The sequence below is a fragment of the Pedobacter sp. genome (assembly GCF_035566355.1).
Classification (GTDB): domain Bacteria; phylum Bacteroidota; class Bacteroidia; order Sphingobacteriales; family Sphingobacteriaceae; genus Pedobacter.
Genome location: NZ_DATMRL010000363.1, coordinates 1 through 17,066, shown reverse-complemented (window position 1 = coordinate 17,066; position 17,066 = coordinate 1). Strand labels below are relative to the sequence as shown.

Genomic DNA, 17,066 nt, shown 5'->3' with positions numbered 1-17,066 from the left:
GAGGCTTTTTAGGACCTCCTGATACAATTCAAACATAAACACTACACTAAAATTCTGATTACCTGACTGCAATTACTTAAAAAATTGCTCTGGTTCATCGACTCATTTTAGCGAATTCATCAGCCCAATTGGCATTAAGCAGTTGAATCTTATTTTTTAGCCTTTTCAGTTGAAAAGGAATAGGGGAAATCTGCAGGATCTGATCCTCTTTGTTTATTTGGGACAGCAGTCATATTAAAGTTCAGTATTCCTCCATTTTGTAATCCCGAATGGCTGATCCAGTTTTTTGAATAGGGTTTTCCATTGATCTGCAAAGACTGCACATACCGGTTTTCCTCACTGTTACCTGGTGCATTAATAGTTACTGTTTTACCATTCTCCAACTTAAGGGTGATCTTTTTAAACAGTGGAGCACCAAGTGCATACTGATCTACTGCAGGCGTAACCGGGTAAAATCCTAAAGCAGAAAAAACATACCAGGCAGAGGTCTGGCCATTGTCTTCATCGCCACAATAACCGTCGGGGGTTGCTTTATACATTCTGTTCATAGTTTCTCTTGCCCAATATTGTGTTTTCCAGGGAGCTCCACCATAATTGTACAAATAGATCATATGCTGGATAGGTTGATTTCCATGTGCATACTGCCCCATATTTGCGATCTGCATCTCTCTGATCTCATGAATGACACCACCATAGGCACTCTCATCAAAGACTGGAGGCAGGCTAAATACAGAGTCTAGTTTCTGAACAAATTTCTCACTTCCTCCCATCAGTTTAGACAGACCGGCAATGTCATGAAAAACAGACCAGGTATAATGCCAGCTATTGCCTTCTGTAAAAGCACCACCCCATTTAAATGGACTGAACGGCGACTGGAAAGTACCATCCTGATTTTTTCCACGCATTAAACCTGTAGAAGGATCAAAAAGATTCTTATAATTCATACTTCTTTTTGCATAAATACCAATTTCACTTTCCGGTTTCCCCAGAGCTCGTCCAAGTTGATAAATAGCAAAATCATCATAAGCGTATTCTAAGGTTTTAGCCGCGTTTTCTGTGATTTTCACATCGTAGGGAACATAACCCAATTTGTTATAGTACTCAACACCATTACGTCCGACAGCCTCCATAGGACCTTCATTATTGGCACCATGGGTTACTGCATCCCATAAAGTATTAATGTCATAACCACGCATTCCTTTGATATAGGCATCACTTACAACAGAAGCGGAATTGTTTCCGACCATAATATTGGCGTAACCCGGACTGCTCCATTCCGGCAGCCAGCCACCTTCTTTAAAGTCGTTTACCAATCCTTCCTGCATTTCTTTATTAATGGATGGATACATTAGGTTCAGGAAGGGATATAATGCCCGGAAAGTATCCCAGAAACCGGTACCGGCAAACATATAACCTGGCAGGATTTTTCCATTATAAGGACTCCAGTGTACGATTTTATTGTTGGCGTCAACCTCATACAGTTTGTTTGGAAAAAACAAAGTACGGTACAAACTAGAGTAGAATGTGCGTGCCTGATCAATTGTCCCACCTTCTACACTAATGCGGCCCAATGTTTTGTTCCACACATTTTTAGCTTTTTGTTTGGTCGCATCAAATGTGTCATTCGCCAATTCTCTTTTTAAACTGATTTCGGCTTGTTCAAAGCTGATAAATGACGAAGCTACTTTTGCAATAACCTGCTCACCTTTAGTGGTCTTAAAACCAATCACCGCGCCGCTGTGGTCACTCTCCAGCTCTAAACCATCTTTAAGGGTTTTATCACTCCAGGTTTTGGATAAGGTAAAGTCTTTATTAAAATAGATGACAAAATAATTTTTGAAGTTTTTGGGCAACGGTCCTCTCGCGTACTTTGTCGAGTAACCAATGATCTTTCTTTCTTTAGGGAAAATTTTAATGTACGATCCTTTATTTAAAGCATCTACAACAACGAATGCGCTGTCTGCTTTGGGGAAAGTAAATCTAAACTGGGCTGCGCGTTCTGTCGGAGTAATTTCAGTGGTTACATCCGCATCTGCCAGATAAACACTATAATAATAGGGTTTTGCAATTTCTGCTTTGTGGCTGAACCAGCTGGCGCGGTCATCCTCTTTGAATTTAAGACTTCCGGTAACCGGCATCATCGCAAATTGTCCATAGTCATTCATCCAGGGTGATGGCTGGTGGGTTTGTTTAAATCCCCTGATCTTATCTGCATCATAAGTATAAGCCCATCCATCTCCCATTTTCCCAGTTTGAGGGGTCCAGAAATTCATTCCCCATGGAACTGCAACTGCAGGGTAGGTATTTCCATTGGAAAGGTCAGGTTTAGACTGCGTTCCCATTAAAGGGTTCACCAGTTCGACAGGGTCAGATAGATTAACCCCCTGCTGTGCAAAAGTACAAGTGGTACCCAAAACAAGCAGGGCACTAAAAATTCTTTTCATCATGGTTTCTCTGTTTGTGTTGTTTATAGATATTAATTTAATTGTGGTTCATTTTAAGTCGTATTTCCTATCTCCGCTAAAGTGCTCCAGCAACTTGCCGCTCCAATTAAGGAAGCATCTTCTTTCAACTCTGCAATTCTGATCTCTGTTTTTATTCCATTTTTATCCAGTGCCTTTTGTACATAAGGCATAAAACACAAATGGGCATTGGAGATATTGCCCCCCAAAACAATTGCCTGCCAAGGATTTTCCTGAACCAGATAGGTGATGAACTGCGCAAGGTTATGCCCAAATTCTTCAAAGATCTGCTGTACCGGCTGGTCCTGACATTCAGAAAGGTTGATTTCTTTAACTCCACCAATAACTTTTCCAGTCAACTGAAAATATCGGCTGGTAAACCATCGGGTTGACAAATAGTCTTCAGCAATGCCCTCTTTAAATTTTGCATTCCATAATGCCGCATCTTCTGCAATACCGTCTTTACAAAAAGCAGATCCAAGCCCGGTTCCTAACGTCAAACCGGCAACTCGTTCGAAATGACGGGCAGCACCACCATAGACTTCTCCTTGTAAAAAACCAGCTGCGTCATTAATGAACCGAATGCATTCTGGCTCTATTTCCAGCCTGCTTGCGAGTTCATTTTTAATATTTATCTGATACAGGGTCTTGAATTTGTCTTGATCCTTGATCAGTGAGATTCCTTTTCCATAGTCAAAGGGTCCTGGCATTGCAATTCCGATCAGTTTTTTTTGGTTGCCAAGTACCCTGAAAGATTCTTTAATCACTTTACACCAATTGTCAAGGATCACGCCCGCTGCGTCATCAGAGTTTACATGTATGCGTTGCCGCGACTCCGGAAGAAGTGTTCCGGTTGTTAAGTTTACCAGGGCTGCTGTAATGTGAGAGCCACCTATATCAACACCTAATACAATAGGTTTCTTCATTTCAATTATATTATTATCTGTTTTTGTGAGTTATCTTTTTTATCCGGCCAAAGCATTTGCTGCGTTTGTTGAATAGTTACGCTTTTAAAATATCCGGCATTTCATGATAAGTTTTCCACAACAACTCCCCAAACAGCGTATTTGACCAGGCAAACCATGCTCTGGTAAAATTAGAAGGGTCATCTTTGTGGAAAGACTCATGCATAAAGCCCTTACCGGCATGTGTTTTCTGCAGTGTCTGAATACATTTCTTAATTTCGTCCTTATCCGTAGAGGTTAAAGCCCTCATCGTAATACTCATCGGCCATATCATATCCTGACCTACATGAGGACCTCCGATGCCTTCTGCAGCTGTACCTTTAAAATAGAAGGGATTGTCTGAAGAGAGTACAAATTTTCTAGTGTTCTGGTAGATTGGATCATTCAGATCTACTGAGCCCAGGTAGGGTAAAGCCAGCAGGCTGGGTACATTCGCATCATCCATCAGGTAGGTATTGCTAAATCCATCTACTTCAAATGCATAGATCTTTCCATATTTCGGATGGTTTACTATCGCGTATTTTTGAATAGCTGCATCTACTTCCTCGGCCAGGCTTAACAAATCTGCTGAAAGCGCCGCATCATTAAAAATGGCTTTGACCATTTCTCCTGCTTGTTTCAAAGAACTTACTGCAAAGAAGTTTGAAGGAATCAGGAAAGGAAATATCGTCGCATCATCACTCGGTCTGAAGGCAGAGCAAATTAGCCCAACAGGATTGACCGGGAATCCATAACCTGCCATAGGCTGTGTATCTGTAGGTTTCTCTGTTACTCTTCTGAAATGATATGGGCCATGGCCTGTTTTTCGTTGCTGTTCTTTAAAGGTTTTTAAAATAGCCTCGATGCCTTTCTTCCAGGTATCTGTAAAAGGCTGCTTATCGCCTGTTTTTTTCCAGTAATGGAAAGACAAACGGATGGGATAACACAAGGAATCTATTTCCCACTTTCTTTCATGAATACCAGGAAGCATGGTGGTTTCATCTGTTTTCCACTCACCTACTTTTTCAGGATCTCCATAAAAAGCATTCGCATATGGGTCTTTGAGAATGCATTTTGTTTGATGGGCAATCACTCCGGCAATTAATTTCTTTAAAGCCAGGTCTTCGTTAACAAATTGTAAATATGGCCAAACCTGTGCAGAGCTGTCTCTTAACCACATGGCATCGATATCACCTGTGATGACATAGGTATCAGGCTTTCCGTTATCTTCTTTATAATATACAGTCGTATCCAGTGTATTTGGAAAACAGTTCTCAAAAAGCCAGTTCAGTTCTGGATTTTTAACTTTTGACTGAAAGGTTTTAATGGCGGCGTCTACTGCCTTACTTTGAAAATGTCTTTTTCCCTGGGCTACTCTGACCACAGGAAATTCGGGCGCTGCAGCAAAAGAAACTTTTGATGCGAGCAAACCTGCACCAAGAACGCCGGTGTTTCTAATAAATGTTCTCCTTTTCATAAATGAAATATTACATTATGGTCATCAAAATGACCATTGGTTTATATTTGGTTATTGATTTAGATGTTATTACTATACAATTATGATTTGAGTGATCACCACACTAAAACGTTTTACTAATATGAGGAATAATATTTTTATTTTACAACTCTGTAGAAAAATTATTTTCTGCAGCTGTAACATTTAAAGTACATCTTGACCTCCTACCGTACAATCAATTCGCCTGACAAGATGACCCGCTCTGTTTTCAATACCTCTTTCGACGACAGCTGCATTAAAATCAGACTGATGATCCGCTCTGCAATTTCCTCCAGGGGTTGACCCAGGGCCGAAATCTGGGGTGTATGCAGTTTGAAAACATCCCCATCGTCATAAGCAATGACCGAAAAATCGGTATCAACAACTTTCTCCATCTCTTTAAGTGCTGTGAGGCCACTAATAGCCAGATAATTTGTCGCAAACAAAACGGCATCAATTTCAGCGTGTTCTTTAAACAGTTCCTTTAGCTGTGCTATGGTTTCTTCTTTTTCCTGTCCAAACGGCACTTTTAACACAAGGGATTCATTTTGATTGCCCTTATAATCAAGGATCGCCTGTTTGTAACCATCGTAACGGTTGACAATCTGTTCAACTTCAAGGTCAATGGTAACCAGGGCGATGTTCTTTTTCTTTAGTTTCAGAAAGTGCTCAGTTGCCTTATAAGAAGCTTCAATATGATCTATACCAACATAACTCACGTCAAGGGAAGGGAGAAAACGATCAAAAAGGACAACTGGTTTATGTTCATCTAACAGAGCCTGAATATCCTGCTCTGTACCTAAAGCAGGAGAAATTATATAGGCATCAACCTGCCTTGACTTAAAAAGGTTGATCAGTTCTTTCATTTTCCCAGGATGATTCTCTGTACTGGAATAAATAATCTTGTAATCCTTTTTATAAGCTTTATCTTCTATTAATCTGGCTATAGCCGAAAAAAAAGGATTTGAAATATCCTCTACAATCAGGCCTATGATCTTGGAACTGCCTGTTCGCAAACTACGGGCCACCTGATTGGGCTTAAAGCCATCATCTTTAATAATTTTCTCCACTCTTTCGATGACAGCTGTACTTATATTCTTCTCTACTGCCTTGCCATTCAGAATAAAGGAAACTGTGGTGATGGATACATTTGCTTTTTTCGCTATATCTTTTATCGAAAGCGCTTTGGTCGTCATATGCTTATCTTCTATACAGCAAATCTATAAAATATTATTTCTTAATTTAATGTATTAATTCTTAAACAGAAGCAACATTTTCAATACAGCTTTATTTACTTTCATTTAAATCTTTTGGGCTGAACCTTATAGAACCGATAGCCAAAGAGAAAGATAATCACATAGCAAAGAATAGGAAGATAATAAGCATGTTCAATACCATAACTATCTGCTGCTTTTCCCATAAGGAAAGGAAAAAAGGCTCCACCAACCACCCCCATGGAGATAAAAGAGGAGGCTTGCTGTGTATGTGCCCCCAGGTTCTTGATGCCCAGACTGAAAATAGTGGGAAACATAATACTAAAGAAGAAGTTGATCATCAACAAGGCCAGGTATGAGGTCCATCCCAAACCTTGGGCAACAACAACACACATCAAAATATTGGCGGCCGCATAACATGCCAGAAATTTATTAGGCGCAATTACTTTCATCAAAAATGTCCCTATAAAGCGACCAGCCAGCATCATTCCCATAAACAGAACCATATAATTAGCCGCCTTTTCATCACTGAAGCCCATCTTTTCATGCCCATAATTGATAAAAAAGGCCCAGGTTCCAGCCTGCGCTGCGACATTAAAGAACTGGGCAATCACAGCCCACACAAAATGCCTATGCCCAAAGAGAGGTTTGTTTGGTGCAACATCTACATTAACAGCATCCTCGTCTTTTACAGATGCATGCGGATCTATAGTCTGAGGGACTTTAACAAAAGAAAAGGACACTGCAATTATGGCAATAACAACTCCAATGGCCGCATACAAAAGCTTAACAGACGTAAGATCGGTGCTTCCGGGAGTATTGTGTCTCAGCAAGAAATAAGATCCGATATAAGGCCCTAGCATCGCACCTACAGCATTGAATGATTGAGCAAAATTAATTCGTTGGTCACTTGTGCGCTGATCTCCCAATGAGGCCACAAATGGGTGGGCTACGGTTTCCAGGGTAGACAGGCCGCAGCCCAAAATAAACAAAGCAATTCCAAAAAAGCCAAACGAAGAGGTATAAGCTGCAGGAACAAACAGGAAAGCCCCTCCTGCAAAGAGGGACAAACCAAGTAGTACACCGTTTTTATAGCCAAAACGTTTCATAAATAGACCTGCGGGTACCCCCATTACGAAATAAGCACCAAAAACTGCAAACTGGACAAATGCAGACTGAGATTTTGTTAATTTTAAAACATGCTGAAAGTGCTTATTCAGAACATCGGCCATCGTAATGGCAATACCCCAAAGCATAAATAAAGATGTAACAAATACCAGCGTAATCAGGTATTTTTTTTCAGTAAACAATGGTTTTTGGTTCATGGGTTAAGGTCTGTTTATATTGGTTAGTTTAAGGGTGTAAGCATATTGTGCAGGTAGCTCCTGACGCGATATTACTGGAAACTGCAGCTCGATATCTCCTCTAACCTTCTTCCATTTAATCGATTTAGCAAAACCCAGGAGAGAAATATCGGTATTATTCTGCACTTGTATATCTTTCAATAAAAATTTTCCTTCGGGCAGTTTTGGAAGAATAGCATACAGCTCATTCCCCTTACTGGTAAAAAAAACTTCTTTAACAGCATATCCCGGATCCGGGTCTACAGTTTGTTTAAGGATATAGCTGCCACTCTCGCTGCCTTCATTTTTTGCAGCCCAGTCTGTCCTTCCCTTGGACCACTGAAAATGATTCTTCCAGCTTCGTGTCCCATAGATAGCCTCTCCATTTATCTTCATCCAGGCACCAATTTCCTGAAGTCTTTCCTGCATGACCGGCGGGATTTTACCATCTGCCTGCGGACCGATATCAAGCAACAAATTTCCACCATTGCTTACAATATTTACCAGCATCAACACCAGCGTTTGAGCCGTATTATAATCCTGAATGTCTTCATTACGATTATATCCGAAGGAAAACCCGATGCCCCTGCATTCCTCCCATGGCTTATTTGCTTTAAAATCCGCTGCATATTCTGTAGTGTAGTAGCCTCCGTGTTTTTTACGGGTATCCTTTCCCCAGCGATCGTTTACGATGACTTTATCTCCAACCGGGGATTCATTATACAGCCAGGCTAAAAACTCTTCTGATCTCCATTCTTTATCGGAACGTTCCCATTCTCCATCTGTCCAAAGTATGTCTGGTTTATACCGGGCCACAAGATCTTTAACCTGTGGAAAATAATGTTGTTCCACAAATTTGTCTTTATCCCTTAGCCATAATGGATTATACCACTCAAATAAGGAATAATAAAACCCTAATTTCAGATCTGTTTTGCGGATAGCAGCAGCAAATTCGCCAGCCAGGTCTCTTTTGGCTCCGCTCTCCATGCTATTCCAGGGCCTTGAATAAGCAATGGAGGCTTCTTTACTTGGCCATAAGGCATATCCATCATGATGCTTGGAAGTGAGCACCACATATTTAGCACCTGACGACTCAATTAGTTTAGCCCATTGGTCTGGCTGGTAATCCAGCGCTTTAAACTGTTCTCCAAAATTATAATAGGAAAAATCATTACCAAAAGTCTTATTGTGGTGCTCATTAACGGCTTTGTCGTTCTGTTTGAGCCAGTACTGATACCACTCGGAATACATACCTTTTGGTGCCCAGGCCGGCACTGAATAAGGTCCCCAGTGTATAAAGATCCCAAACTTTGCGTCTTCAAACCAGGATGGAAGTGGCCTGCTATCCAGAGAAGCCCAATTGGGTTCGTATTTTTTAGACTGTCCTATAGCCCATAATGGAACCATAAAGAATAAAAATACAGCGAGTAAGCTTCCTGGGAATATGAAAGGTGATTTATTCATGCGTTCTGATTGTCCTAATCCGTGTACCCTTCTTTTTTAAGCAGAGCCATTGCTTCCATAAGCATCGCACCACTTAACTCCGCGCGTAAAGCCGCTTTTCCTCCAATTGGTGCTGCCCACCAATGATAGCCAAACAAAACCACCGGAGTTTTAGCTGTACCTGTTGTCCATAAAATCTGGCCGCTGTTCTTCAGAAAATTGATATATCTCTTCCTGGTCATTTCAGGCACATCTTTGGTTCTGATCAGTTGAGTAAAATACCTTACAAAAATTCCTTTGAAAAGATTCACATCGTGGTCCTCTTGTTCCGCCCAGTCGCTCAGCACTTTGTTATTTGAATTGACCAGGGTACTTGTTGCCCAATCCGCACTTTTAATCGCATCATTAAGATAAACTTTATTCCCTGTGATTTTATAGTACTCTACTGCTGCACCTATAAAAGTTCCAACATCGTAGGTAAAATCACCTTTGGTATCATCCAGCTTCTCATACACTCTACCCGATTGCTGGACCACACAATTTTCCTTCATCCAATTATAGATCTTAGATAGCCATTCAAGGTCATTATGTCCGTTAATCACTTCAGCTGCACCATATTTCTGCCAACGGCGGGCAGCTATAATTGCTGCTGGTCCATTTGATGGCATTCCTTTACTTTTTCCTTCTGTCGTATTCTCATGATTCCAGGGAATTCCTCCACCGTCAGCATCGTTCCAGCCGGCAGTAATCCATTTCCATAAGTCTTTGGCTGATTCTTCATAACGAGGGTCTCCTGTAGCTTCTAATGCCCGCAGATGAGCCATTCCATGCCAGCCCATATCATCATAATAATTATTATAGAAACTCCCCCAGTTCTTAGCTTTCACGCCTTCATAAAAATCGTAGATACGCTGCTTATACAGATCATTTTTTGTCCTTTGATAAGCATCAACCAGCACATCCAATCCGTGTGCTTCCGGCCAATAATCGTTCCGCACCACCGTTCCCAGATTATCATTATTAAAATGATGGCCTGCAGCGTTCCAGTAAATATTAGCTAAGTTACTGCTGCTGCTATCTGCTGCAGTAGCCCAGTTGACAGCATATTTTGCACTCCTGTCTATATATTCGTCTTTTATTTTTGAGCAAGCGCTAAATATTAGCGCTATACTCATTACCAACAACATTTTCTTCATTTGTATCTTTTTACGGTTGGACCTTATCATAAACTTGATCTTTGTCTCTTTCGTTAATCCTTAATAGACAATTTCGTGTGTATAATTTGCTATTTCAGCACTGAATGAAACAATTACATCGCACTTCTGAATTGTCCGGTTAGGAAATTTGAAAGAGTAATTCCATTGGTTATTTTCACCAGGGTAGAAAAACAGGTTAAAATACGACCCTGTTTTTACAGCAGGGGGTTGATTGTCTATATTGCTGGAACCCACTTTTTGATCTACCCCTGCAATTGTCATACGGAAGAAATACCTGTCATCACCAAAGCCACCGGAAGTAAAATCAGGTACCATATTGCTAACTTTCCATGTGCCTTTTCCCTGATAAGTTAAGGTTGTTCTTTTCTGCGGAGTACACATAAAGAAATCCAATTTGGTAATTTCCTGCAATGAAACAGTTCCTGCGTTAAAATCTAAATTAATCCTGTAAATCCCGTCTTTTATTACTGTTGCGCCATCTGCATTTTCTTTAAAGGTGCTTCCGCTATTATCTACGGAAAAAGTTCTGGTTACATTGGTTTTGGAGTCTACAAACTTATAGCTTTTTCCTCCAAGCAATTTCGTGTAAATTTCAAAGGTATCTCCTCCGGACATTGATTTCACTGTTAATGCCTGAGCCAACTGAGCTCCACCTTCTGTTCCTTCTCCAGTCAGATATAAGGAAGCAGGAGCCTCGATACCAGTTAACCTGGTGATTTTCAAAGAACGAATCTGCTTGGAAACTACTTTTGAAATTCCCCTGGAAGCTACAATAGTCCATTTAATCGTCCCTTCTTCACCCGATCCGATTCCTGCAAACTTCCCTATCCTGTCTAATATTTTGTGTGTTACACTTGCTCCCCTGCCTATTCCGTTATTATCTGCAGGAACTGTATATATTGGCTTAGAAAAATCCCCGTTTTCTTTGTCAAAAAGAACATCATAATAAACTACACCATTGTCCATGGCTACAGACTTCTCCCATTCAAAATATAATGTTCCTGTTGGGGTTAGCAATACCTTTTTAGCATCATCCGGCGAGTAAAACGTAGTGACTTCAGTTACTTGAACATCTTTAAATTCTTTATCCTTTTTACAGCCAAAAAAAGATAAGAGTACAGTTAAACAGCACGCTGCTGACAATATATATGTTTTCATTTTTGCTTCTTATTAATGGTTAATATCCTGGATTCTGTTTTAAATTTGGATTGAGCAAAAGTTCTTTTCTTGGAACTGCCCACAAATAATCACGGTTTCGACTGAAGTTTCCGGCAGGAAGCTTTATATAATCATATGTTCCACTGGACTTATCAAACTTAGCTCCCCGAATGGGTTGTGTCAGCACCGTCTCCGCCGTTTTCCAACGCCGAATATCAAATGCTCTCAACCCTTCCAGTGCCAGTTCACACCGACGTTCATTTCTGATAATTTCTCTTAGCTCAGCCTGTCCAACTGCCGGCAGGTCCATCGCTTCAGTGGTATTATCAAAACCAGCTCTTTCTCTAAGTTTTCTAATGGTTTGGTTCCAGATCGCACTATTCATCCCTCCCAACTCATTTTTTGCTTCAGCATACATCAGCAATACATCTGCATAGCGTATTAATGGGAGGTTTAAATTGGAATCCCAGCTGCCGCCCGTGTAAGCCGCCGGACTCGGATCAGCAAATTTCCGATAATAATATCCGGTAGAACTACCGGCCGAGCCATTGGTGTATTTGTCTAATGTTTTACTGTCGGGATTAATTTCTATAGTACGGCTATTTCCAGATCTGTCTTGCCATTTAGATCCGTCATACACGATTGTTGCACCCATGCGCGGATCGCGATTGGCATAATCCGGATCACTTGAAGTCCATTTCTTACCATTTTTCATTAAATAGCTGTCCACCAATCCCTGAGTTGGTGCTGCATTGTTCAAACGTGCATTCGCTGACATGGGCACATAGTCCACAAGGTTTCCCCAGGTTCTAAGATCTGGTACATATTGAAGGCTTAAGATAATTTCACTGTTATATTCATTCTTTACCCAGAATAACTCTTCATAATTGGAGAACAGGCTATAGGTACCATACGCAGAGCTATTCATCAGCTTATCGCAATATTCTGCCACTTTTGCCCAATTGTTCTCATACAAATATGCACGAGCATTCAAAGCAACAGCAGCTCCTCTGGTTATTCTGCCATTATCTGCCGCCGGATATTCCGAATTGCTTGGCAAAACAGTCGCAACTTCATCCAGTTCTTTATGGATCCATTCCATAATCTCGGCATGAGGCTTACGTGTTATTGTTTTGGCCTGTTCTGGTGTTATATCTACCGTAAAGTGAGGTACGTCCCCATACCAGGTGGTGAGCTCAAGATAAAGAGATGCCCTGATAAAACGTATTTCAGCCTTTCTTTTTTCCTTAACACCAGTACTCATCGATGTTACCCGGTCTATATTGGCCAGAAAGGTGTGGCAGGTCTTGATTCCACCATAGCAGGCGCCCCATTCACTTTCAAAACGCCCGTTAGACGCATCTGCAAGTCCGGTGGCAATTATTTTCTCATTGGATGCTCCATACCCATTATAAACATTATCACTCAATATTTCATTGGTGATAAAATAGTCACTGGTAAACATTTGCCGGTAAGCCATATTCAAAACAGAATTCGCTTTATCTTCTGATGTCCAGTAAGTTTCATCAGTAAATTTATTTGTTGGCGTCACATCCAGCTTTACACAGCCGGATATGAATAGACCCGCTGCCAATAATGTAAGGTGAGCATATATTTTAAATTTCCTTGTCATGATTCCTTTATATATTGTTCATTAAAACTCCACATTAAAACCACCGCCTATATATTTCAGCAGGGGATAATTGCGTGCACTGTTTGCACCACTCGCATTCATATTCCCACCAAACTCGGTAGATTCCGGATCCACAAAGGAATTCTTACTGAAAGTAAGCAGGTTCTGCCCATCAACAAATATCCGGAGCTTACTCATTCCGATCCTTTTTGTCAAAGTTTTAGGGAGTGTATATCCAATCTGGATATTTTTCAGACGTATATATCTTCCATCGAAAATATTAAAATCAGATCCCTTGCCATAGTTATTAACCGTAGAAGCATTACCTTGTGGGGTAAGTCTTGGCCATCTGGCGTCAGGGTTTGCCGGCGTCCAATAATCGAGCTGGTGTTCAAACATGACAAAAGAATAACCGCTATGAAATGGCTCTATGGTCTCTCCTCTCAGGGCCATGTCCCGTTTACCAACGCCTTGCCAAAGCATATTCAGATCAAATCCTTTCCATTGAACATCATAGCTGAATCCAAAAGTAAGACGTGGGAAAGCGTTACCAAGTACATACCTGTCATTATCATCAATAATGCCATCTCCATTTCTGTCTTTATATTTCACATCGCCAGGTTGGGGCAGTATACCAACAGGAAGAGCGGAGTTCCTGATGTCATCTTCATTTTTGAACAAGCCATCTGTTTTATAACCATAGTAGCTATATAATGGTAGTCCAACGCGAATGATGCGTTCAATTTCATCCGATTTGCTGATTTGCTCATATCCTTCGAATTTTGTTACCTTATTCCAGGAATCTCCAACATTGAACCCAAAAGACTGACGTATTCCATTAAGAATTAAATTATAATTCAAGCTGAATTCCCAACCTTGATTAGCCATTTCACCCAGATTGGCTTTAGGAACGGCACCACCTAAAGTAAGTGGAGTCTGAGGCGTCAATAAAATATCCTTAGTTGTTTTGTGAAAATAATCAAACGTAGCTGTCAAACTTCCTTTCAGAAAAGTTGCATCTGCTCCTATATTGAATGATGAAGATGTCTCCCATTTTAGGTCAGGATTACCAAAGGTATAACCCGTTCCCGGTACCGCAACATTATTAAACCCATACTGGTTCTGGTAAATATCATAAGTTGTAAAAGTCTGATAATCATCTATATTTTGATTACCTAGAATTCCATAAGAACCACGAATCTTCAAATCACCAATCTTATTTTTCCAGAACTCAAAGAATTTCTCCTGTGTGATCCGCCAGCCTAAAGATACAGATGGGAAAAACCCCCAGCGGTTATCTTTCAAAAACTTGGAAGAACCATCATAACGGAAATTTCCTTCAGCATAGTATTTGTCATCGAAAGAGTAGCTTGCACGTCCAAAATAGGAATAAATACTTCTTTCTACGGTACCTCCAGGCGAGTTATAGCTCGCTGTTTCATCCGTTTTAGTTCCTTCAATTGGAATCCCCAGAACCGGATCCACAAAATTCCTCGCTATTTCAATACGGCGTTGTCTGAAAGACTCATTGGAGAAACCAGCCAGCAGTGAAACCTGATGCGATTTCCCGAATGTTTTGTTGTAATCAAGCATAGCCTGTGTGTTCAACAGTGTAGCTTTGCCATTATAATCATCTATGCTATAGTTTTTTGAGTTATTTTCATTTACAGGACTATCTCCACCCATCCAATTGTATATGGGCCAATAAAACCTTCTGATCAAACGTGATTCAGGGCGAAGATCAAAACCAACCAATCCTTTTGCCTTTAACCCGTCTATGATTTGAAATTCGGCATTCAAACTTCCCTGAAAATGATCATTGTTGGTATTTGTATACCCGCCGTGTTCCAATGAAGCGAGTGGATTTCCTCCGGTTAGAACGTCATTGTTGTAATATCTTCCATTTGCGTCTTTCAGAATGTAGGTATTATATACAGGAAGACGTGAAGCGTCTGCAATTAAAAATCCAGTATCTCCCTGATAGGCTTTACCGTCATTTCTGTCGTACCACAATATAGTGGTTAACTTGAGCCTTCCGATATCAGTAGTGAGGTTAGAACGGAAGTTATAGCGTTTTAGTCCAAAATCTGGTCCTTTGAAATTACTTTCCTGGTCATAATAACCTAAGGAAATCATATAAGCAGTATTTGAAGATCCCCCCTGCACACTCAGGTTATAGTTTTGTTGCAGTGCATTTTTTAAAATACCATCCAGGAAATACTGGCTGTCGCCTGTTGCGAACTGACTGATTTGCGCTGAAGAATAAATTGGTTTTTCTCCTACGTTGATATAGGAATCATTACGCAGTAAAGCATTCTGATATCCTTTTAGAGGCTTAACTAATATCTTAGGGTCCTGAGCGCCTATAATTGCACCGAACTTTACCTGCGGCTTCATACCCAGTTTGCCTTGCTTGGTGGTGATCAATATAACACCGTTTGCAGAACGCGAACCATAAATAGCTGAACTTCCGGCATCCTTTAATATCGATATGTTTTCAATATCATTAGGATTCAGATTGTTCATATTGCCAATATCATCGCTAATTACGCCATCAATAACCAATAGCGGGGCATTATTCCCCATAGTACTCACCCCTCTCAAATTGATGTTCATGGTATTGTCGTTGGGATTCATACTTCGCTGCTGAATAACCAGGCTTGGAGATGTTCCCTGCAGAGCCTGTGTAAGATTTCCAACAGGACGATCTTCTACCTGACCTGCCTTAATCTGATCTATAGCCCCTGTAACACTCGAGCGTTTCTGGGTGCCGTATCCAACTACAACCACCTGTTCCAGTTGCTGTAAATCAACATTCATCGTAACATCAATACTGGTTCTACCCTCAACCCTGATCTCCTGGGCGGTGTATCCCAAGTAACTGAAGACTAGTGTCCCGTTATCAGGAACTTTAACGCGATAAGTACCATCTGTACCTGTTACCATTCCGGTTGTTGTCCCCTTTAACTTTACAGTTACTCCAGGAAGAGGCATATTTTTTTCATCCATCACCTTACCTGTAACAGTGATGATATCCTGAACCACTGTCATGGATTCGGTACGTCTTTTGACCACAACCGTATTCCTGTTGATGATATAGGTTAAAGGCTGAAGATCAAAAATCTTTTTCAGCGCCTGGTCCAGGCTCATTTCTTCAATGGAAATACTTACAGGCCTGGCCTCCTTCAACATTTTGGTATTGTATAGGAAACTAAACCCGGTTTGCTTTTGAATGTCTTTCAAAACCACGCTCAGCGTCGCGTTCTTCTTGTGCAGGCTAACATTCTGAGCATAACCTGAAGCAAATACCTGAGTAAAGCATGCGACCAGTAAAATAGTAGTTAATTTCATAACCAGCAATAATTTTAATGGGATACAAGATTGCATCCTGCATTTAAACAGAGAGTAAAAATTCATACATTTGAATATTTGGGTTAAATCAGTAATAAGATGTGCTGTCTTTTTATAAAACGGTTTTTAGCCTGAAAACTCCGGGGGCGCGCCAACGCTTCCGGTTTTTCTTTTTAGTGCCAACCGTATCCTTTGAGTAAATCCTAAGGCATAACGATAATCCTCCTTCCCTCGACTTTAAAATGAATAGTTCCGGTCAATTCCAACATCTTCAACACTTCAGAAACATTTTCATACCTGGAAATCGATCCTGCAAAATTCTTATCAGAGAGATTCCCCCTATACTCCACTTCCACATTATACCAGCGGGAGATCCGGCGCATAATCGTCTCAATATCTTCATCAGCAAATAAGAATTTTCCATTTTTCCAAGCTATAGCCTCTACAGTATTCACCTCTTCAACACCCAGTATACCAGAAGATTTTTTTAAACTCGCTTGTTGGCCTGGTCGAATAACCGCTGTTTGCAATGCATTAGATACCTTAACAGAACCCTCCAATAAAGTGGTACTGATACTTTCTTCATCATCGTAAGCCATTACATTAAAATGCGTTCCCAACACCCGAACTTCCATCGCTCTTACATGCACCTTAAAAGGCATTTCTTTATTTTTGGCAACCTCGAAATAGGCCTCACCATCAAGTTCTACACTTCTTTCTTTTCCGGCGAACTGGGTTGGGAAACGAAGCGATGAGGCCGAATTTAACCAAACTAAAGTACCATCTGGTAGCTTTAGCTGGTATTG

11 protein-coding genes are annotated in these 17,066 nt (G+C 40.7%); all 11 read right to left on the bottom strand.

What is annotated here, in order from left to right; all coding sequences use genetic code 11:
* Positions 1-149: 149 nt before the first annotated feature.
* Positions 150-2,444 (bottom strand): GH92 family glycosyl hydrolase, encoded by a 2,295-nt coding sequence (locus tag VNZ46_RS13915; RefSeq protein WP_325560699.1) that lies wholly within the window; start codon positions 2,442-2,444, stop codon positions 150-152.
* Between the two features lie 53 nt (positions 2,445-2,497).
* On the bottom strand, positions 2,498-3,388 hold the full coding sequence (locus VNZ46_RS13910) for an ROK family protein (RefSeq protein ID WP_325560692.1): 891 nt from the start codon (positions 3,386-3,388) through the stop codon (positions 2,498-2,500).
* A 76-nt stretch (positions 3,389-3,464) separates the two neighbouring features.
* Positions 3,465-4,883 (bottom strand): glycoside hydrolase family 125 protein, encoded by a 1,419-nt coding sequence (locus VNZ46_RS13905; protein WP_325560691.1) that lies wholly within the window; start codon positions 4,881-4,883, stop codon positions 3,465-3,467.
* A gap of 203 nt (positions 4,884-5,086) precedes the next feature.
* Positions 5,087-6,097, bottom strand: coding sequence for a LacI family DNA-binding transcriptional regulator (locus VNZ46_RS13900; protein ID WP_325560690.1), 1,011 nt, complete (start codon positions 6,095-6,097; stop codon positions 5,087-5,089).
* Positions 6,098-6,198: 101 nt separating this feature from the next.
* On the bottom strand, positions 6,199-7,440 hold the full coding sequence (fucP, locus tag VNZ46_RS13895) for an L-fucose:H+ symporter permease (RefSeq protein WP_325560689.1): 1,242 nt from the start codon (positions 7,438-7,440) through the stop codon (positions 6,199-6,201).
* A 3-nt stretch (positions 7,441-7,443) separates the two neighbouring features.
* Positions 7,444-8,922, bottom strand: coding sequence for an alpha-L-fucosidase (locus tag VNZ46_RS13890; RefSeq protein WP_325560688.1), 1,479 nt, complete (start codon positions 8,920-8,922; stop codon positions 7,444-7,446).
* Positions 8,923-8,936: 14 nt separating this feature from the next.
* On the bottom strand, positions 8,937-10,076 hold the full coding sequence (locus tag VNZ46_RS13885; RefSeq protein WP_325560687.1) for a glycoside hydrolase family 76 protein: 1,140 nt from the start codon (positions 10,074-10,076) through the stop codon (positions 8,937-8,939).
* A gap of 81 nt (positions 10,077-10,157) precedes the next feature.
* Complete coding sequence (locus tag VNZ46_RS13880) at positions 10,158-11,276, bottom strand: SusE domain-containing protein (RefSeq protein ID WP_325560686.1); 1,119 nt, start codon at positions 11,274-11,276, stop codon at positions 10,158-10,160.
* Between the two features lie 19 nt (positions 11,277-11,295).
* Positions 11,296-12,909: a RagB/SusD family nutrient uptake outer membrane protein gene (locus VNZ46_RS13875; protein WP_325560685.1), complete on the bottom strand. Its 1,614-nt coding sequence runs from the start codon at positions 12,907-12,909 to the stop codon at positions 11,296-11,298.
* Between the two features lie 21 nt (positions 12,910-12,930).
* Positions 12,931-16,260: a TonB-dependent receptor gene (locus VNZ46_RS13870; RefSeq protein WP_325560684.1), complete on the bottom strand. Its 3,330-nt coding sequence runs from the start codon at positions 16,258-16,260 to the stop codon at positions 12,931-12,933.
* A 203-nt stretch (positions 16,261-16,463) separates the two neighbouring features.
* Positions 16,464-17,066: FecR family protein (locus VNZ46_RS13865; RefSeq protein WP_325560683.1), on the bottom strand; the 603-nt coding region annotated here is incomplete at its 5' end.

Excerpts from the sequence above, each read along its gene's own strand:
- VNZ46_RS13910 (WP_325560692.1), bottom strand. The coding sequence starts at position 3,388 with ATGAAGAAACCTATTGTATTAGGTGTTGATATAGGTGGCTCTCACATT.
- VNZ46_RS13875 (WP_325560685.1), bottom strand. The coding sequence starts at position 12,909 with ATGACAAGGAAATTTAAAATATATGCTCACCTTACATTATTGGCAGCG.
- VNZ46_RS13880 (WP_325560686.1), bottom strand. The coding sequence starts at position 11,276 with ATGAAAACATATATATTGTCAGCAGCGTGCTGTTTAACTGTACTCTTA.
- VNZ46_RS13885 (WP_325560687.1), bottom strand. The coding sequence starts at position 10,076 with ATGAGTATAGCGCTAATATTTAGCGCTTGCTCAAAAATAAAAGACGAA.
- VNZ46_RS13870 (WP_325560684.1), bottom strand. The coding sequence starts at position 16,260 with ATGAAATTAACTACTATTTTACTGGTCGCATGCTTTACTCAGGTATTT.
- VNZ46_RS13890 (WP_325560688.1), bottom strand. The coding sequence starts at position 8,922 with ATGAATAAATCACCTTTCATATTCCCAGGAAGCTTACTCGCTGTATTT.
- VNZ46_RS13915 (WP_325560699.1), bottom strand. The coding sequence starts at position 2,444 with ATGAAAAGAATTTTTAGTGCCCTGCTTGTTTTGGGTACCACTTGTACT.
- VNZ46_RS13900 (WP_325560690.1), bottom strand. The coding sequence starts at position 6,097 with ATGACGACCAAAGCGCTTTCGATAAAAGATATAGCGAAAAAAGCAAAT.
- VNZ46_RS13905 (WP_325560691.1), bottom strand. The coding sequence starts at position 4,883 with ATGAAAAGGAGAACATTTATTAGAAACACCGGCGTTCTTGGTGCAGGT.
- fucP (WP_325560689.1), bottom strand. The coding sequence starts at position 7,440 with ATGAACCAAAAACCATTGTTTACTGAAAAAAAATACCTGATTACGCTG.